15 protein-coding genes are annotated in these 18,022 nt (G+C 58.9%); 11 read left to right on the top strand and 4 right to left on the bottom strand.

All coding sequences use genetic code 11. From position 1 onward, the window contains the following. Position 1: 1 nt before the first annotated feature. Entirely contained in the window at positions 2-640 is a 639-nt protein-coding gene (locus QMK52_RS15980; protein WP_005789943.1) for a LysE family translocator, read from the top strand. Here QMK52_RS15980 and QMK52_RS15975 read toward each other — a convergent pair. Both QMK52_RS15975 and uraH read right to left on the bottom strand, forming a co-directional pair. Continuing rightward, positions 624-5,858 (bottom strand): dermonecrotic toxin domain-containing protein, encoded by a 5,235-nt coding sequence (locus tag QMK52_RS15975; RefSeq protein ID WP_320403061.1) that lies wholly within the window; start codon positions 5,856-5,858, stop codon positions 624-626. The two genes, QMK52_RS15980 and QMK52_RS15975, sit on opposite strands and share 17 nt — an antisense overlap. Before the next feature lie 154 nt (positions 5,859-6,012). Beyond that, positions 6,013-6,366: a hydroxyisourate hydrolase gene (gene uraH / locus QMK52_RS15970; protein WP_005789947.1), complete on the bottom strand. Its 354-nt coding sequence runs from the start codon at positions 6,364-6,366 to the stop codon at positions 6,013-6,015. Between the two features lie 441 nt (positions 6,367-6,807). On the opposite strand from uraH, the gene puuE reads away from it, so the two are divergent. The 8 genes from puuE to QMK52_RS15930 all read left to right on the top strand — a co-directional run bounded on the left by puuE (position 6,808) and on the right by QMK52_RS15930 (position 13,925). Next, positions 6,808-7,734, top strand: a complete 927-nt coding sequence (puuE, locus tag QMK52_RS15965) for an allantoinase PuuE (RefSeq protein ID WP_005789948.1) — start codon at positions 6,808-6,810, stop codon at positions 7,732-7,734. Beyond that, positions 7,731-8,246 carry a 2-oxo-4-hydroxy-4-carboxy-5-ureidoimidazoline decarboxylase gene (uraD, locus tag QMK52_RS15960; protein ID WP_005789950.1) on the top strand — a complete coding sequence of 172 codons (516 nt, stop codon included), beginning with the start codon at positions 7,731-7,733 and terminating at the stop codon, positions 8,244-8,246. Before puuE ends, uraD begins: the two co-directional genes overlap by 4 nt. Positions 8,247-8,287: 41 nt before the next feature. Then, entirely contained in the window at positions 8,288-9,283 is a 996-nt protein-coding gene (alc, locus tag QMK52_RS15955) for an allantoicase (protein ID WP_005789952.1), read from the top strand. A 118-nt stretch (positions 9,284-9,401) separates the two neighbouring features. Next, entirely contained in the window at positions 9,402-9,905 is a 504-nt protein-coding gene (locus QMK52_RS15950; RefSeq protein WP_005789953.1) for an ureidoglycolate lyase, read from the top strand. Between the two features lie 51 nt (positions 9,906-9,956). Beyond that, positions 9,957-11,240 carry a urate hydroxylase PuuD gene (locus QMK52_RS15945; protein ID WP_003192825.1) on the top strand — a complete coding sequence of 428 codons (1,284 nt, stop codon included), beginning with the start codon at positions 9,957-9,959 and terminating at the stop codon, positions 11,238-11,240. A gap of 116 nt (positions 11,241-11,356) precedes the next feature. Beyond that, complete coding sequence (locus QMK52_RS15940) at positions 11,357-12,700, top strand: nucleobase:cation symporter-2 family protein (protein ID WP_005789955.1); 1,344 nt, start codon at positions 11,357-11,359, stop codon at positions 12,698-12,700. Between the two features lie 44 nt (positions 12,701-12,744). Next, positions 12,745-13,116, top strand: a complete 372-nt coding sequence (locus tag QMK52_RS15935) for a hypothetical protein (RefSeq protein WP_143508472.1) — start codon at positions 12,745-12,747, stop codon at positions 13,114-13,116. A 23-nt stretch (positions 13,117-13,139) separates the two neighbouring features. Beyond that, positions 13,140-13,925, top strand: a complete 786-nt coding sequence (locus tag QMK52_RS15930) for an outer membrane protein OmpK (protein WP_005789957.1) — start codon at positions 13,140-13,142, stop codon at positions 13,923-13,925. A 111-nt stretch (positions 13,926-14,036) separates the two neighbouring features. Here QMK52_RS15930 and QMK52_RS15925 read toward each other — a convergent pair whose 3' ends face one another. Then, complete coding sequence (locus QMK52_RS15925; RefSeq protein ID WP_320403060.1) at positions 14,037-15,185, bottom strand: patatin-like phospholipase family protein; 1,149 nt, start codon at positions 15,183-15,185, stop codon at positions 14,037-14,039. Between the two features lie 29 nt (positions 15,186-15,214). Continuing rightward, positions 15,215-16,150 (bottom strand): lipid A biosynthesis lauroyl acyltransferase, encoded by a 936-nt coding sequence (locus QMK52_RS15920; protein WP_005789961.1) that lies wholly within the window; start codon positions 16,148-16,150, stop codon positions 15,215-15,217. Between the two features lie 119 nt (positions 16,151-16,269). On the opposite strand from QMK52_RS15920, the gene minC reads away from it, so the two are divergent. Together minC and minD are read left to right on the top strand one after the other, a co-directional pair. Then, the gene (gene minC, locus QMK52_RS15915; protein WP_005789962.1) at positions 16,270-17,007 is read left to right on the top strand and encodes a septum site-determining protein MinC; all 738 of its coding nucleotides are present in this window, start codon (positions 16,270-16,272) and stop codon (positions 17,005-17,007) included. 199 nt (positions 17,008-17,206) lie between these two features. Continuing rightward, positions 17,207-18,019 carry a septum site-determining protein MinD gene (gene minD, locus QMK52_RS15910; RefSeq protein WP_003192835.1) on the top strand — a complete coding sequence of 271 codons (813 nt, stop codon included), beginning with the start codon at positions 17,207-17,209 and terminating at the stop codon, positions 18,017-18,019. The last annotated feature ends 3 nt before the right edge of the window (positions 18,020-18,022 follow it).

The raw sequence follows: 18,022 nt of genomic DNA, 5'->3' as shown, positions 1-18,022 counted from the left end.
GATGAACCTGGATACCTGGCTGCTGTTCAGTGGGGCTGCATTGATCGTGATCCTGATTCCAGGGCCACTGTCGCTGCTGATGATCAGCAACAGTCTCAACTACGGCCTGCGCCGCTCGTACCCGGCGTTTTTGGGTGGAGTGTTTGCGTCGATCTGCCTGTTGAGCGCTTCGGCCTTGGGTCTGGGGGCATTGTTGCTGGCCTCGGAACAGCTGTTCAGCGCCTTGAAAATCGCCGGTGCGCTGTACCTGTTCTACCTGGCCTGGCAGAGCTGGCAGCAATCGCGTCTGCCGAGCGAAGGCGCCGAAGTCCCACAAACGCCGTCTGTACCGCGCTTTCGTGCGTTGTTTGGGCGAGCATTCGTGCTGGGTGCCAGCAATCCCAAGGACATCCTGTTCTTCGCCGCCTTCCTGCCGCAATTTCTCAGCAGCCAACAGCCGTTCCTGCCGCAATTGCTGATCATGATTGCCACCTGGACGATGCTCGACCTGCTGTGCAAGTTGGCTTACGGCTTGGGTGCCCATGGCGCTGCACGGTATTTGCGCAGCGGTTCGGGCCAGAGCTGGTTCAACCGCACCAGCGCCGCGCTGTTCGGCGGCGCCGGTGCGATGGCACTCATCAACGCTAAGGGTTCAATTTGACGAAATAAACAGTTGGATCGAGCCGCCCCTTTGTGGGCCATTGGATGCCGGCGACAATCCGCACCAAGCGCTGTTCTCGCATCGCGCTGTCAACCCCCCTTAATAAAAGAGAGTCGGGGTGTGAGTTGATGGCTATCCGAATCCACTTATCGGAAAGCTTCCCTCTCAAGGTCATTCGCCCCAGTTCAAGCCATTGGTAGGCCACGTAGTAAATTGTGCTCGAACGGGGATGAGTAACGACTGATTCAATACTGGGTTCTCCGCCACGCATCCCTGGGCGCCGCACAGACAAGTCATCGACGCGGAAACCCTGGCGCTCCAGCACGGTCCTGACGGCGGCGCGCTCCGCTTCAAGCCTCTGCGTCCTGACCGGTCTGACACCATAGTGCAGGCTCGGGTCTAACGTATGAGGCGGCGTGAAATCAACGCGCGTGAAGCCGGGCGCCTTGCCTTCAAAACCGACGTATAGGTATTGGTTGCGCCGTTCATTAGTCCGCAACATCCGTAGTAAATCATCCGTTTGGCCGCTGCTCGCAGGGAGCGGGGGTAGCCATTCGTCCAGCGTCGCGCGGATGCCGAGCAAATGGCTTGCCGTGGCAGAGGGGGAAGGATCTGACAATTCAATCATCCGTCTGACGGTAAACTTTCGAGCTGCAATCGTCATGGAGGGAAAGGCCCTGCCCACAGAGTCCTCCAACGTACTGTCGAACAGTGCCGAATGATGTTGCCATTCACCTGTAGGCAGGCGTGATACGGGAATGGGTTGGTCGCGAATATCAGTGCTTGTCCAGCGCATGATATCGGCTCGCGCGGATGGCCCCGGTGGCTCATTTCGGGTGATAAACACCAGGTCGGTCAACGGTGCATGATCGCCCTGTGGGAGCATCCGGTAAAAACCGCTGTTCGGATCCTCGAAGGTGGTATATGGAGGAGCCACGCGCAAAAACCTGGCATTGAGCGAAGAACCTCTGGGAGCCGTGCCAACCTCAAACACTTGAGGCGCAGGGAAGTCCACAACTTGACTGGAGTGAACTTGAGTACGCCAACTCAGCCACTGGGTGTCCGTTGTACGTGACTGAAGAATCCGGTTCACAGTCGCCATGCGCTCACGAGGGGGTTGCCAATCCGACAATGGCGGCCGGGGAGCGCGCCATGGGTCATGCGCTGCGGAGTTGCCCCCAGATTGAAGATTATTGGTCTCCAGCAACCACTCCTTGGGCTGATGGATATTCAGGACCAACTCATCCTCACCGCTTTTGAGCATGTTTCTCAGCCGAAACGCCGACTCGCTATCACGTTGGTAAACGGGATAATGGTGAGTGTCATCCGTTACAAATTGCTGACCATCTTTCACATAGACGCCCTCCCTGCCACGCCCTTTGAGCGCCACAGCATCCGGCGGCACGCCCTTGACTTTGAAACGTTCCAAGGGTTTTAACGCGGCCGCAGAAGGCGCAGCCTGACGCAGCACCCGGCCATGACTGAAATGCGAACGATGTATCCGATTCAACACAGCCCCCAGCGGGCGCCGCACGATACCCGCCACTGCGCCTCTGACCTTGGGGCCGGGGGTAAAGGTCTGCCACAAATCGAACGCCAGATACAGGGTCATAAACACAATATCCACGACATCATTGGGGTCTGCGAACCGGTGAAAACGTCGTGCCACCACCAGCAATTCATAAAAGGAGTTAGCCAGCGCAAATAATGGAAAGAAAAACGATATGAGCGCTCGCATGCTGCTATCAGTCTGCTCCGCAAGGCGGCGGACACGATACTCATCCAGGCTCCTGCCAGAATTACTCGCCGCTTGAGTGCGGCGTTGCAAATCCAGCACATTGGCGTAATACAGCAATGCCCTGGGTTCGCTGTGGGACATAGGAACGATCACCAGCCAGCTTGAAGGGCTGCTGGCAATTTGCTCGTGGATCAGTTTTTCGATCTCATCGAGCACTGGCGTCGGTTGCAGATGTGTAATGCTGAAGGAGCGAACAAAGCCAGGAAGCCTCCACTTACCTTCGAAATAATAAGCATCCGGCATGACAGAAAGCCATCCAGGCTCTCCTGCTTCATCGGGGTCATGAATGATTGCGTCAAATGCCCAACCGGGCGCTACCTGCCGCGCAAGTAACTTTACAAGGTCAACCGAAGCGGCAATGCGACTGAGTTCTACCCGCGCCATCGCCACACTGATGTACTCGGTGATGATCAAGGCGTGCGGCGCAGCAGGCCAGTAAACTACGCAGCGCCCACTGCCCTGATCCTGCATGACCACGATCCCTGAGATATAGCGATCATGCTGCATCGTGTGCGCCGCCAGATGAACGACGTGCAACTTCAAATCATACCCATTTTTCAGCAGGTCCTCAGGCGTTCGCGCCGCCATCGCCGTGCTGAACAGGCTCTGTGCAAAGGTGCTTAGCCCTTGTTGAACCGCCGAAAAAAGCTGCATGTGCGCGCATTCATCCAGCGTGCGATTGATCAGCGCAGGAATGCGACCTGCGTCCAGACTCGGGTTGGCTTTAACCGTGGGGTAGAAGGTATGGTTGATCTGCGTGTTGTAGTTTCCGCCGATATCCAGCGAGGAGACTGTCTTGATCAAATAGTCCTTGTTCAGCCGTTGTTTCCACTGCGGCTGCAGATAGCGTGCTCGATTCAATCGCCAAGACACCCAGGGTGCTTTCGGATCAAGATTATGCAACGCCAGCTGCAACATGCTGAAAGTTGTGGTTTGAGTACTTGGGGTCAGGACCTCCCCGCGATCACCCGGCGTGCAGTGGCTTTGATTACCGCAGAAGCTGCCTCTGACATCATCCGGCATCGTGATCAGGGGCTTGTCGATGTCCAGCTCCGGGTAGAAACCATCCTCGGTTAAACGGGCGATCAACTTGCGGCGGGCGAACGTTTCCAAGTCAGTCAGAGAGCGTTCAAGCAGGTTTTCAGAGGCAAAGGCGCTGCTCAGGTACCGGCGCTGCAAGCGCTTGAAGTGCTTAAGCTGGGCAGATGTTGCGCCCGCTAACCACTGCGGCAGTTTTTTTGCCTCAAGCGCAGCCTCGCGCAGAAGATCAACGTTGGCCTGAGCCTGGGCCAAGGCGGGACTGTCTGGAATCTTCAAGTGAGCGTCCAGCTCAGCCAATAGCAGCACACGGCTCAGCTCGGCATCTTTTACCTCATTGAACAGACCGGCAGTCCCCTCAATACGCTTGTTCAAGCCAAAGTAGTAGGTCATCAAGTGTTTGAAAGAAACCGTCGCAGGGTTCCCCTCAATGGGTTCATAGCGCACCGTCAGGGTTTCACGCCGGGCATGGTCACGTAAGTCGTGACGCTTATCGTGCTCTATACAGCCCCACAGGACCGAATCATCACAGCTCCCGAGGCTGGCTTTCAGACCGCGGGTTAAAGCATCCAGGCCGGAAAAAGCCTTCAGCCCGCCATATTGCCCGAATGCATACAGCGCGACCGGAACCCCACGGGACGGGTGCTTCATCGCCGTCGCCCGAGCCACCACCCAAACGTTATGAAGCGGGTAGAAGGCAGCCTGCGCGCTGCCCACAGAGACCGAAAACACCTGGGCTTTTCCGCCCACGTATTTGGATGCCGACAGCCGCTCCACCACCTCCATCACCAAATCCAGATGCGCAGTGGGTATCAGCTTGAGCCGGTGTTGCAACTGAACCTCACAGCGCAGAGCCTCGACATGGGCACGCAGGAACAAGGCATAGCGTTTGTGCGCACCCGTTGGGCGCTCAATCCAAAAAGGCACATCGTAGAGCCGCTGCTGCGCATCTTTAATCAGCGAATTCAACGCGCCTTTATGTGCTTTGAGTTGGTTCTCAAGCACCACAAATTCCTCAAGCGCTGCAGTCTCGACGCTTAGATCATCGGCGTTGAATAGTGCGAGCAGACCTTTTCCGTAGCGTTTGACCTGTTGTTCCGCGGTGAGCAGGGCCAGACCGGGCGCCGTGCTGGCAAAGATAATTTCTGCGCGTCGTCGTTGTTCGTCCCACTTGAGCAATTGATCGACTAGAGCCCCAAGTCGGATTTTACCGACCAGTGCCTTCCTTGCACGCTCGATAAAACGCAGAAATGGCACAGCGGCCAGCGGTTGAGGTGGCGGCTGTTGTGGAGAAAACACGTGTGCGTGATTGATCGCCAGCGCACAGGCCAGCTCGTTTTCCCATTGACCTTCCAGCAACGCTTGCGCGCTCATCGCCAGCGCATCACCGGAGATTGTCGAGCCGCGACTCACGCTTGACGGGGGGGTCAGGTCCGTAGGCCGACATAGCTCATGGCGGCGCTTTAACGGCAGGCATTGCCAGAGTTCGTCGAACAGTGACTCACTGACCAACTTCAGAAGGCCACATTGCAGGCCGAAGAAGGACGAGTACTCGTAGAAATTGCGCACCACACCCGGTAGGTAAATCACATGCGGTGCACCATCAGGATCGCCTTCACGGTAGATATGCAAGGCACCGGGAATTGCAACCGCAGGCGTACCCGGCCACATCAGCGAACTCGCTCGCACATTGGCCCAATCGCCCCCTGCTCGCTGGCGTGCCTCAGCACTCGGTGCGTCGATCAGGGCCTGCAGCAGTGCCATCCCGGCACTCGACAGTTCGTCCAATTGCCGCGCTATAAAAGCCCGGCCAGCGAAGAGTTCGGCGTGCAGCTCTGCCCAATGCCCCCTGCGTGTTTGCACGGAACCGGGCTGCAGGGCGTCCCAATAAGGTGTGGCCGACAAGGCAATTCTGTCTTGCAGCTTCATGGCGATAACTCGCTGCAGCACTTGCAACGGCGTATAAGGCAACTGCCGAGTCGGGTCACCCTTGACGCTCAGGGCAGTGAACTGATTCAGGTTGATCGGCACTGCGGGCAAGACCAGTGACAGCAGCGCACGATCAGTCAGGCTGTCGACTTTCTGCGGCTCTGCAGGTGGTTTTGGCACGGTGAACAGCAGGCTGTCCGGGTCTATTTCAAACTCTTTGCGCAGCTCGTTGCGGATCACCCACAAAACTTTGGGCACGCGCGCTATCAGCCTTGCAAGCACCTTTATTACCTCAGCGCAGCGCAGTTCGGCAAAAGCAATCTGATTAATCAAACGGCTTGGATGGGCGTGAGCGTTGATTCGCCGGGTCAGCTGGCTGCGTATACCCTGAAGCGTTGCTTGGGCAGCGACCTCCGGATCTTCTGGGTCGGGTATGTCGTTGAGTAAGGCCATGGTGTTTTCTTGATTGAGGAAAACACCGAGCCTAGGCAACGCACAGGCGCTTGAGGCTTTAGATAGTTGAACGCAGCACGGTCGAAAAAAAGCCCGCAGTGTGCGCGGGCGAAACCAACGAAGAGCATTTGGGGATGTGAAGCGAGGTGACGACTCAGCTACCGCGATAGGTGGAGTAGCTGTAAGGCGAAATCAGCAGCGGCACATGGTAATGCTCTTGTTCGGCGCTGATGCCGAAACGCAATACCACCACGTCGAGAAAAGCCTGCTCTGGCAGTTGCACACCGCGGGCACGGTAGTAGTCGCCAGCACTGAATTGCAATTGGTAGACACCGCTGCGGTAGTCATCGCCTTGCAGCAACGGCGCGTCGCAACGGCCGTCGCTATTAGTCACGGCGCTACCCACCAGTTCAAGCTGCGCGCCCTCGACGCGATACAACTCGACCTTGATCGCGCTGCCGGGGCAGCCGTGTGCGGCGTCCAAAACGTGTGTGGTCAAACGTCCCATGGCTTTTATGCGCCTCCCGAAGTCAGTCATAGAGAAACCCGCACTCTTTCAGGGCAGTGAAAAAGCCGGCGATGGCCGATTAAGACACTTTTATAAAAAATTGTACACAATAAATTTCACAGCGCTTCCACCCTCCTGTAGGAGCGAGCTTGCTCGCGAAAAACGCCAACGATGACGCGAGCTCTCAGAATGAAAAGTGGCGCGCTCAGGTTTTTCGCGAGCAAGCTCGCTCCTGCAGTGGGCTTTTTCATTTTAACCTGACCACTCAGGCAAGTTTCTTGCAGAGACCTTTAGAGAGACCGTTCAGAAAAAATGCAGAAATGCAGGCTTACAAAGTTTGCGATAAGTTGTATACAATCACTCATCGCTGTGACGCCACCCAGTCTTTCCACTGCCCGGCCGCCACACACCTAGCTACCACGAACAAGAAGGAAGACTGCAGTGAGCGCTGACTACCCACGCGACCTGATCGGTTACGGCAGTAACCCTCCTCACCCCCACTGGCCGGGCAACGCACGCATTGCGCTGTCGTTCGTACTCAACTACGAAGAAGGCGGCGAGCGCAATATCCTGCATGGCGACAAAGAGTCCGAAGCCTTCCTTTCGGAAATGGTCTCGGCCCAGCCGCTGCAAGGCGAGCGCAACATGAGCATGGAGTCGCTGTACGAATACGGCAGCCGTGCCGGGGTGTGGCGCATCCTCAAGTTGTTCAAAGAATTCGACATACCGCTGACCATCTTCGCCGTGGCCATGGCTGCCCAGCGTCATCCGGATGTAATCCGCGCCATGGTCGCCGCCGGCCACGAGATTTGCAGCCACGGCTACCGCTGGATCGACTACCAGTACATGGACGAGGCCCAGGAGCGCGAGCACATGCTCGAAGCCATCCGCATCCTCACCGAGCTGACCGGCGAACGCCCGCTGGGTTGGTACACCGGTCGTACCGGCCCCAACACCCGCCGCCTGGTGATGGAGGAAGGCGGTTTCCTGTATGACTGCGACACCTACGACGACGACCTGCCCTACTGGGAACCCAATACCCCTAACGGCAAGCCGCACCTGGTGATCCCCTACACCCTGGACACCAACGACATGCGCTTCACCCAGGTGCAGGGTTTCAACAAGGGTGACGACTTTTTCGAGTACCTCAAGGATGCCTTCGACGTGCTGTATGCCGAAGGCGCCGAAGCGCCGAAGATGCTTTCGATCGGCCTGCATTGCCGCCTGATCGGCCGCCCGGCACGCCTGGCCTCGCTCAAGCGCTTCATTGAATACGTCAAAGGCCATGATCAGGTGTGGTTCACCCGCCGCGTGGACATCGCCCGTCACTGGCACCAAACCCACCCCTGCACGGGAGCGGCGAAATGACTGCGTTCCAGACCTTGCAACCGTCGACCCTGAGCCGCGACGCCTTCGTCGCTGCCTTCGCCGACATCTACGAACATTCGCCATGGGTAGCCGAAAAGGCCTTCGAGCTGGGCCAGGATGCGTCGATCGACCAGATCGAAACCCTGCACCAGCGCATGAGCGATATCCTGTTGAGCGCTGATCATCAAAGCCAGTTGGCCCTGATCAACGCCCACCCGGACCTGGCCGGTAAAGCCGCCGTCCAGGGCCAACTCACCCAAGCCAGCACCGATGAGCAAGCTGGCGCGGGGATTCACCAATGCACGGCCGAAGAGTTTTCTCGCTTCACCGAGCTGAATGACGCCTACAAGGCCAAGTTCAAGTTTCCCTTCATCATGGCGGTAAAAGGCAGCAACCGGCACCAGATTCTCGCCGCGTTCGAAACGCGCATCCATAACTCGACAGACACCGAGTTCAAGTGCGCGCTGGACGAGATCAACAAGATCGCGTTGTTCCGTTTATTGACCCTCTAAACGACCATCCCCAGCCACTCTATCCAAGGCAGACAAGAAGAATGAAAGCTTACGCCGTACCTTTCGAAAAGTTCGTCAACCTGGCCGACGCCCGCCTGGGCACCAAGATCATCTCGGTGACCGATGACTGGTTCGCCGACGCCAACCGCCTGTTCCAGCCGACCCCGGCCGTGTGGAAGGAGGGCGTTTTCGATGACAACGGCAAGTGGATGGACGGCTGGGAGTCACGCCGCAAGCGCTTCGAAGGCTACGACAGCGCGGTGATCCGCCTGGGCGTGCCCGGTTCGATCAAAGGCGTGGACATCGACACTTCATTCTTTACCGGCAACTTCCCGCCGTCGGCCTCCCTGGAAGCCTGCTTCCTGGCCTCGGGCGAGCCGGATGCCAACACCCAATGGGTTGAAGTGCTGTCGGCGGTAGAGTTGCAAGGCAACAGCCACCACTACCACGAGATCAACAACGACCAGGCGTTCAGCCACCTGCGCTTCAACATCTACCCGGATGGCGGCGTCGCCCGTCTGCGTGTGTATGGCGTGCCGTTCCGCGATTGGTCTTCGGTGGGCGACAACGAACAGGTCGACCTGGCTGCCGCGCTCAATGGCGGTCGTGCCCTGGCCTGCTCCGATGAACACTTTGGCCGCATGAGCAACATCCTCAACCCGGGCCGTGGCATCAACATGGGTGATGGCTGGGAAACCGCGCGTCGTCGTACACCGGGCAATGACTGGGTGATCGTCGCGTTGGGCCACCCGGGCGAGATCGAAAAGATCATCGTCGACACCCTGCACTTCAAGGGCAACTACCCGGACACCTGCTCGATCCAGGGCGCCTTCGTCAAAGGCGGCACCGACAGCCAGATCGAAACCCAATCGCTGTTCTGGCGTGAACTGTTGCCGGCGCAGAAACTGGAAATGCACGCTGAACACACCTTCGCCGAGCAGATCAAGGCGCTGGGGCCTATTACCCATATCCGCCTGAATGTGTTCCCGGATGGTGGTGTGAGTCGCCTGCGCGTCTTGGGCAAAGTGTCGAAATAAGCGGTGATGCCATCGCAGGCAAGCCAGCTCCCACAGGGGAATGCATTCCAAATGTGGGAGCGGGCTTGCCCGCGATAGCAATAGACCAAACAACACAGTATTCGGATAAGAGACAGCCATGCGCACACTGATGATCGAACCCCTGACCAAAGAAGCCTTCGCCCCTTTCGGAGACGTTATCGAAACCGATGGCAGCGATCACTTCATGATCAACAACGGGTCGACCATGCGCTTTCACAAACTGGCAACGGTCGAAACAGCACAGCCTGAAGACCACGCCATCATCAGCATCTTCCGCGCCGACGCGCAGGACATGCCGCTGACCGTGTGCATGCTGGAGAGACACCCGCTGGGCAGCCAGGCGTTCATACCGCTGCTCGGCAACCCCTTTCTGATCGTGGTCGCGCCACTTGGCGATGCACCTGTATCAGGCTTGGTCCGCGCCTTCGTTACCAACGGCAGGCAGGGCATCAATTACCATCGCGGCGTCTGGCACCACCCGGTGCTGACGATCGAAAAGCGGGATGACTTCCTGGTGGTTGATCGCAGTGGCACAGGCAATAACTGCGATGAGCATTTTTTCAAAGAGGATGAGCGGTTGATCCTCGCCCCCCACCAATAAGAGAAGGCCGGATCACCCGACAACAAGGGTGACAGGCGAGAGGTAAAGACTGTGGAAGCACATCTGTTGGAATGGCTGAACCTGAGCGTGCGCTGGGTTCACATGATCACTGGCGTCGCCTGGATCGGCGCTTCGTTCTACTTTGTCTGGCTGGAAAACAACCTCAATCGCGTCAACCCCAAGAACGGCCTGGCCGGTGACTTGTGGGCGATCCACGGTGGCGGTATCTACCACCTGGAAAAATACAAACTGGCCCCGCCGACCATGCCGGACAACCTGCACTGGTTCAAATGGGAAGCCTACTTCACCTGGATGTCGGGCGTCGCGCTGCTCTGCGTAGTGTTCTACCTCAACCCGACGCTGTACCTGCTCGCCCCCGGCAGCAGCCTCAGCGGCACCGAAGGCGTATTGCTGGGCATCGGCTCACTGTTCGCCGGCTGGTTCATCTACTCCTTCCTCTGCGACTCGGCCCTGGGCAAGCGCCCTGCCCTGCTCGGCTTGATCCTGTTCGTGCTGCTGATTGCGGCGGCCTATGGCTTCAGCAAGGTGTTCAGCGGCCGTGGCGCCTACCTGCACGTGGGTGCGGTGATCGGTACGATCATGGTCGGTAACGTGTTCCGCATCATCATGCCCGCCCAGCGTGCACTGGTGGCAGCCATCGCCGAGAACCGCACACCGGATCCGGCGCTGCCGGCCAAGGGCTTGCTGCGTTCTCGCCACAACAACTACTTCACCTTGCCGGTGCTGTTCATCATGATCAGCAACCACTTCCCGAGTACCTACGGCAGCCAATACAACTGGCTGATCCTGGCCGGGATCGCAGTGGCGGCGGTGCTGGTAAGGCACTACTTCAACACCCGGCATGACAGCCAGAAGTATGCGTGGACCTTGCCGGTGGGCGCGTTGGCGATGATCAGCCTGGCGTATGTAACCGGGCCCAAGCCTGCAGAACCGATTGCCAAGGCACCTGCTGCGATCGAGTACCAGCCGCTGCCGGAAACCGCCCTGGGCGGTGGCTTGAAACCCGCGGCGCCTGCCGCCCCCGCCGCTGAACCGGCACCAGCCCAGGCCACGACCGACTTCGGCCAGGTGCACCATGTGATCGAACAACGCTGCACCGTGTGCCATTCGGCCAAGCCCACCAGCCCGTTGTTCAGCACCGCACCGGCAGGGGTGATGTTCGACACACCGGCACAGATCCAGCAGCAGGCCGCGCGTATTCAAGCGCAGGCCGTGGCCAGCCAGATCATGCCGCTGGGCAATATTACCCAGATGACCCAGCAGGAAAGAGACCTGATCGGCACCTGGATCAATCAGGGGGCCCGCACCAACTGACTGTTTCACACGGGACCAATGTGGGAGCTGGCTTGCCAGCTCCCACAATTGAGATCTGCCGTGTTTTGAAAATTGCTTTGCAAACAACACAAAAATAAAAAGATTCGAGGTGTTGCATGTCCCAGTTAGAAACGCAGACTCCTGCCGCGCCCGCCATGGTGCGGCTGCCCCTCTTGCAACTGATTCTGGTTGGCTTGCAACACGTCTTGCTGATGTACGGCGGCGCCGTCGCCGTCCCCCTGATCATTGGCCAGGCCGCAGGCTTGAGCCGTGAAGAAATCGCCTTCCTGATCAACGCCGACCTGCTGGTGGCCGGTATCGCCACCATGGTGCAGTCGTTCGGCATCGGCCCGGTGGGTATCCGTATGCCGGTGATGATGGGTGCCAGCTTCGCCGCTGTCGGCAGCATGGTCGCCATGGCCGGTATGCCCGGTATCGGTTTGCAAGGCATCTTCGGCGCGACTATCGCCGCCGGGTTCTTCGGCATGCTGATCGCGCCATTCATGTCCAAGGTTGTGCGCTTTTTCCCGCCGCTGGTAACCGGTACCGTCATTACCGCCATCGGCCTCTCGCTGTTTCCCGTGGCCGTGAACTGGGCCGGTGGCGGCAGCGCTGCCGCCACGTTCGGCTCGCCGGTGTATCTGGCGATTGCTGCCCTGGTGCTGGCGACCATCCTGCTGATCAACCGCTTCATGCGCGGCTTCTGGGTGAATATCTCGGTGCTGATCGGCATGGGCCTGGGTTACGGGTTGTGCGGCGTTATCGGCATGGTCGACCTCAGTGGCCTGGCCCAGGCGCCCTGGGTGCAGGTGGTCACGCCGTTGCACTTCGGTATGCCCAAGTTCGAGTTGGCGCCGATCCTGTCGATGTGCCTGGTGGTGGTGATCATCTTTGTCGAGTCCACCGGCATGTTCCTCGCCCTGGGCAAGATCACCGGCCAGGAGGTCACCCCGAAAATGCTGCGCCGCGGCCTGTTGTGTGACGCAGGCGCGTCGTTCTTTGCCGGTTTCTTCAACACCTTTACCCACTCCTCCTTCGCGCAGAATATCGGCCTGGTACAAATGACCGGCGTGCGCTGCCGCTCGGTCACGATCATCGCCGGGGCCTTTCTGATTGTGCTGAGCCTGTTGCCCAAGGCCGCCTATCTGGTGGCGTCGATTCCGCCGGCAGTACTCGGTGGCGCGGCGATAGCCATGTTCGGCATGGTGGCGGCGACCGGGATCAAGATCCTGCAGGAAGCCGACATCGCCGACCGTCGCAACCAGCTATTGGTAGCGGTGAGCATCGGCATGGGCCTGATCCCCGTGGTACGGCCGGAGTTCTTCGCGCAACTGCCACTGTGGATGAGCCCGATTACCCACAGCGGGATCGCCATGGCCACACTCAGCGCGTTGTCGCTGAACATCCTGTTCAACATCCTCGGCGGCGCTGAACGCCCCGAAGTCGCCCATACGCATTGATTCCTTTGTTAGTACAAAAATAACAACAAACAGGGAACACCCACATGCACAGCCTTCAACCAGGGCCGGCCACACGCCGCGCCCCATTCTCGCCCCTCGCGCTCTGTTACAGCGCACTTGAGCCCAGGCCTGGGAGCCAGTATTCTCCGCGCCCGCTCGAATCGACTCAAAAAAAAACAGCGAATGTAAAAGCTGACTTCAAGGCCAACTTATCCCGGCCTGATGTTGGCTGCCAAAGTGCGCAAAAGTCCTCTGAATTCGACTGCATCCGCTGCAGCCGACGGGGATTTTTTGGCTTTTCAAACACCTTGGCGCAGCTCTTGCTAACAGCATTAAAGCTGACCGAACAGACGATTTTTGCAGCGAACCAAAAGGCGCCATACCAGAGCGCCTGCGTAGAAGAAAAAAAACCATAAAACTTTAACTCGGGAGCAACCGAATGAAACCCATGTTCAAAGGCCTGATGCTGGCGGGATCCCTGCTGGCTGGTGGCCAGGCCGTAGCCGGTGACTTGTTGCAGTGGCAGAACAACAGCCTGACTTACCTGTGGGGCAAGAGCTTTACCGTCAACCCGCAGATCCAGCAAACCGTCACCTTCGAACATGCCGACGCATGGAAGTACGGCGACAACTTCTTCTTCCTCGACCGTATCTTTTACAACGGCAAGGAAGACGGCAATGTCGGCCCGAACACTTACTACGGCGAGTTCAGCCCGCGTTTGTCGTTCGGCAAGATTTTCGACAAGGACCTGTCGTTCGGCCCGATCAAGGACGTGCTGCTGGCCTTCACCTACGAGTTCGGCGAGGGCGATAACGAGTCCTACCTGCTGGGCCCGGCATTCGACTTGAACATCCCCGGTTTTGACTACTTCCAGTTGAATTTCTACCAGCGCCAGACCGAGGGCAATCGCCCGGGTGACGGTGTGTGGCAGATCACTCCGGTGTGGTCGTACACCATCCCCGTGGGCAATTCCGACGTGCTGATCGACGGTTTCATGGACTGGGTGGTGGATAACGACAAGAACGCCCGTGGCACTTATCACGCCAACCTGCACTTCAACCCGCAGGTCAAATATGACTTGGGCAAGGCGCTGCATTGGGGCGACAAGCAGTTGTATGTGGGTTTTGAATACGACTACTGGAAGAACAAGTACGGGATTGAAGACAGCGGCGCGTTCAAGACGACTCAGGACACCGCAAGCTTCCTGGTCAAGTACCACTTCTAATAAACACTGCTGGACAAAATGTGGGAGGGGGCTTGCTCCCGATAGCGGTGTGTCATTCAAAGTATCTGTGACTGAATCGCCGCCATCGGGAGCAAGCCCCCTCCCACATTTTCAGCTCTGCGTCAGGCCGAGGAATCGCGACAACTCCTCACGTTTGGCCAGCGCATCCTTGCGCCCCAACTCGATCAACTCGCTGCAATACCCCGCCTCGAACAGCAAATAACTCAACACCCCCGCCCCACTGGTCTTGGTCGCCCCCGGCCCGCGCAAGAACAAGCGCAACGCCGCCGGTAATTCCTGGCGATGTCGCGCCGCGATTTCATCGATAGGCTGGCTGGGCGCAATCACCAGCACGTCCACCGGTGCCAGGCCCTGCACCGCGGCATCGGCAGGGACAACCCGACTAAACTGGTTCAAGCGCTCCAGCAGTTCGATATCGCTTTCCAGGCTGTCAATGAAGGTGCTGTTGAGCATATGCCCACCGATTTGCGCCAGGGTCGGTTGCTGGCCGGTGTAGGTACGTTGCGTCGACGCTTCATTGCCCCTGGGGTTGCCGCTCACGCCGACGACCAACACGCGGCTGGCTCCCAGGTGCAAAGCCGGGCTGATGGGCGCTGACTGCCGCACCGCGCCATCGCCAAAGTACTCTTCGTCGAGTTTGACCGGAGCAAACAACAGCGGAATCGCCGAACTCGCCAGCAAGTGCTCCACCGTCAGTTGGGTCGGCACGCCGATACGCCGATGGCGCAGCCAGGCATCGATGGTGCCGCCGCCCTGGTAGAAAGTCACCGCTTGCCCGGACTCATAGCCAAACGCCGTCACCGCCACTGCCTGCAAGTGCTTGCGGCGAATAGCCTCGTCGATGCCGTCCAGGTTCAAGCGTTCTTGCAGCAAGTCGCGCAGTGGCGAGCTGTTGAGCAGCGCCACGGGCACCTGGGCGCCCAGGCCCAATAGGCTGTGGATGAGGAAACGGCTGGCCTGGCGCATTACCCCAGGCCAGTCGCTGCGCAGCACCTGGTGGCTGCGAAAGCCCTGCCAGAATGCCGTCAGCCGTTGGATCGCTGCCGAGAAATCGGTAGCGCCACTGGCCAGGCTCACCGCATTGATCGCGCCGGCGGAGGTGCCGACAATCACCGGAAATGGATTCGGCGCCCCCGGCGGCAGCAACTCGGCAATCGCCGCCAATACCCCCACCTGATACGCCGCTCGCGCCCCGCCGCCGGAAAGAATCAAGCCTGTGACCGGTTCAACTGAGCGCATTGCGTCACTCCGTGTGGGAAAAGTCAGCGTTATCGACGGCGCTTTTCATACAGTTTGGGCTCACCCGGCGGCCGGCTCTTGAAACGGCGATGGGTCCACAGGTATTGCTCGGGGCAATCGCGTACCGAGGCTTCGACCCATTGGTTGATGCGCAGGCAGTCGATTTCGTCGGTTTCACCCGGAAAATCGGTCAACGGTGGATGGATCACCAATCGGTAACCGCTGCCATCGGCCAGGCGCTCCTGGGTGAACGGCACCACCAACGCCTTGCCCAGGCGTGCGAACTTGCTGGTAGCGGTGACGGTAGCTGCCTGGATACCGAACAGCGGCACGAAGATGCTTTGCTTGGCGCCGTAATCCTGGTCCGGTGCGTACCAGATGGCCCGCCCGGCACGCAGCAGCTTGAGCATACCGCGCACGTCGTCGCGCTCCACGGCCAGGGAATCGAGGTTATGGCGCTCACGACCACGGCGCTGGATAAAATCGAACAGCGGGTTGCCATGCTCGCGGTACATGCCATCGATGGTGTGTTTCTGCCCCAGCAGCGCCGCGCCGATTTCCAGGGTGGTGAAGTGCAGGGCCATCAGGATCACGCCCTTGCCTTCCAAGTGTGCCTGCTTGAGGTGCTCCAGCCCTTCGACATGGGCCAGTCGCGCCAGGCGCGGCTTGGGCCACCACCAACTCATGGCCATTTCAAAAAAGGCGATACCGGTGGAGGCAAAGTTTTCCTTGAGCAAGCGTTTGCGCTCCTGCACGGATTTTTCCGGGAAGCACAGCTCAAGGTTACGCGCCGCGATACGGCGGCGATCGCCAGCCACGCGGTACATGCCCGCACCCAGCAGGCGACCAATGGTCAACAACGCCCGGTACGGCAACTGGGTGACCAGCCACAGCAGGCCGAGCCCCAGCCATAGCAGCCAAAAACGCGGGTGAAGAAATACAGCTCGAAAACGCGGGCGATCCATTACAGATTCCGGTAAAGACAAGGGCCGCGCATTCTACAACGGTTCGACTCGGCTTGCGGCGGGTGAGTGTTCTCGTTATAAGTCTCGACACTTTTCGTGACAAGCCGCTTTCGCCGACCATGAGCCAAACCGAACCGCTAGACCAAGATCCCGTGTTCCAGCTAAAAGGCAGCATGCTCGCCATTACCGTGCTGGAACTGGCGCGCAATGACCTTGATGCCCTGGACCGCCAACTGGCCGCCAAGGTTGCCCTGGCGCCGAACTTTTTCAACAACGCCCCGCTGGTGCTGGCGCTGGACAAGCTGCCGGCCGGCCAGGGCGTGATTGATTTGCCCGGGCTGATGCGCGTGTGCCGCTCCCATGGCCTGCGCACCCTGGCGATTCGTGCCAGCCGCATCGAAGACATTGCCGCCGCCATCGCCATTGAACTGCCAGTACTGCCTCCGTCCGGTGCCCGCGAGCGTCCCTTGGAACCGCTGGTCGGTGAAGAGAAGAAAAAACCGGAAAAACCACCCGAGCCTGCGATCAAGCCGACAAAGATCATCACCTCGCCGGTACGCGGCGGGCAGCAGATTTACGCCCAGGGCGGCGACCTGGTGGTGATCTCCTCGGTCAGCCCCGGGGCGGAACTTCTCGCCGATGGCAACATCCATGTATACGGCCCGATGCGCGGACGTGCCCTCGCCGGCATCAAGGGTGATACCAGAGCACGGATTTTCTGCCAGCAGTTGACCGCTGAGCTGGTTTCCATCGCGGGTCAGTACAAGGTTTCCGAAGATTTGCGCCGCGATCCACTGTGGGGGGCTTCGGTACAGGTCAACCTGTCGGGCGATGTGTTGAACATCATCCGGCTTTAACGGATACTGCCGCATTTTCCAAGCATCTCTAGACTCTGATAGCAAAGCGAAACCGGCAAGACTTGTGTAGGAATATTTGGAAGTTGGTGTCTCCCTACGGAAACACCATCTTTTTCCTACAAAGGCTGTCCGCCTGCAGCGAGTTTCAAGAGATGTTTTTCAGGGACCGAAAGTCCTTTTTCCTTAGGGGTGAAACACCTTGGCCAAGATTCTCGTGGTTACATCCGGCAAGGGTGGTGTGGGTAAGACCACCACCAGCGCCGCTATCGGTACCGGCCTCGCACTGCGCGGCCACAAGACAGTCATCGTCGACTTCGACGTCGGTTTGCGTAACCTCGACCTGATCATGGGCTGCGAACGCCGCGTGGTGTACGACTTCGTCAACGTGGTGAACGGCGAAGCCAACCTGCAACAGGCCCTGATCAAGGACAAGCGCCTTGAGAACCTGTATGTACTGGCCGCCAGCCAGACCCGCGACAAAGACGCGCTGACCAAGGAAGGCGTGGGCAAGGTTCTCGCCGAGCTCAAGGAAACCTTCGAATACGTGGTGTGCGATTCCCCGGCCGGTATCGAAACCGGTGCTCACCTGGCGATGTACTTCGCCGATGAAGCCATCGTGGTGACCAACCCGGAAGTTTCCTCGGTACGTGACTCGGACCGTATGCTGGGCCTCTTGGCCAGCAAGTCCAAGCGCGCCGAAGAAGGCCAGGACCCGATCAAGGAGCACCTGTTGCTCACCCGCTACAACCCGGAACGCGTCAACAATGGCGAGATGCTCGGCGTTGAAGACGTGAAGGAAATCCTCGCCGTGACCCTGCTGGGCGTGATTCCGGAATCCCAGGCCGTGCTGAAGGCATCCAACCAGGGCGTGCCGGTGATTCTTGACGACCAGAGCGACGCCGGCCAGGCGTACAGCGATGCCGTCGATCGCTTGCTGGGCAAGACCGTGGAACACCGCTTCCTCGATGTCAAGAAGAAGGGATTCTTCGAGCGTATCTTTGGAGGCAACTAAACA

The organism is Pseudomonas sp. P9_2 (assembly GCF_034008255.1).
Taxonomy (GTDB): domain Bacteria; phylum Pseudomonadota; class Gammaproteobacteria; order Pseudomonadales; family Pseudomonadaceae; genus Aquipseudomonas; species Aquipseudomonas synxantha_A.
Note: the sequence above shows the minus strand (reverse complement) of the source record. Positions and strands in the feature narration are given on the sequence as shown.

Coding starts and splice junctions, on each gene's coding strand:
- QMK52_RS15980 (WP_005789943.1), top strand. CDS start 2: ATGAACCTGGATACCTGGCTGCTGTTCAGTGGGGCTGCATTGATCGTG.
- QMK52_RS15975 (WP_320403061.1), bottom strand. CDS start 5,858: ATGGCCTTACTCAACGACATACCCGACCCAGAAGATCCGGAGGTCGCT.
- uraH (WP_005789947.1), bottom strand. CDS start 6,366: ATGGGACGTTTGACCACACACGTTTTGGACGCCGCACACGGCTGCCCC.
- uraD (WP_005789950.1), top strand. CDS start 7,731: ATGACTGCGTTCCAGACCTTGCAACCGTCGACCCTGAGCCGCGACGCC.
- alc (WP_005789952.1), top strand. CDS start 8,288: ATGAAAGCTTACGCCGTACCTTTCGAAAAGTTCGTCAACCTGGCCGAC.
- QMK52_RS15950 (WP_005789953.1), top strand. CDS start 9,402: ATGCGCACACTGATGATCGAACCCCTGACCAAAGAAGCCTTCGCCCCT.
- QMK52_RS15940 (WP_005789955.1), top strand. CDS start 11,357: ATGTCCCAGTTAGAAACGCAGACTCCTGCCGCGCCCGCCATGGTGCGG.
- QMK52_RS15935 (WP_143508472.1), top strand. CDS start 12,745: ATGCACAGCCTTCAACCAGGGCCGGCCACACGCCGCGCCCCATTCTCG.
- QMK52_RS15930 (WP_005789957.1), top strand. CDS start 13,140: ATGAAACCCATGTTCAAAGGCCTGATGCTGGCGGGATCCCTGCTGGCT.
- QMK52_RS15925 (WP_320403060.1), bottom strand. CDS start 15,185: ATGCGCTCAGTTGAACCGGTCACAGGCTTGATTCTTTCCGGCGGCGGG.
- QMK52_RS15920 (WP_005789961.1), bottom strand. CDS start 16,150: ATGGATCGCCCGCGTTTTCGAGCTGTATTTCTTCACCCGCGTTTTTGG.
- minC (WP_005789962.1), top strand. CDS start 16,270: ATGAGCCAAACCGAACCGCTAGACCAAGATCCCGTGTTCCAGCTAAAA.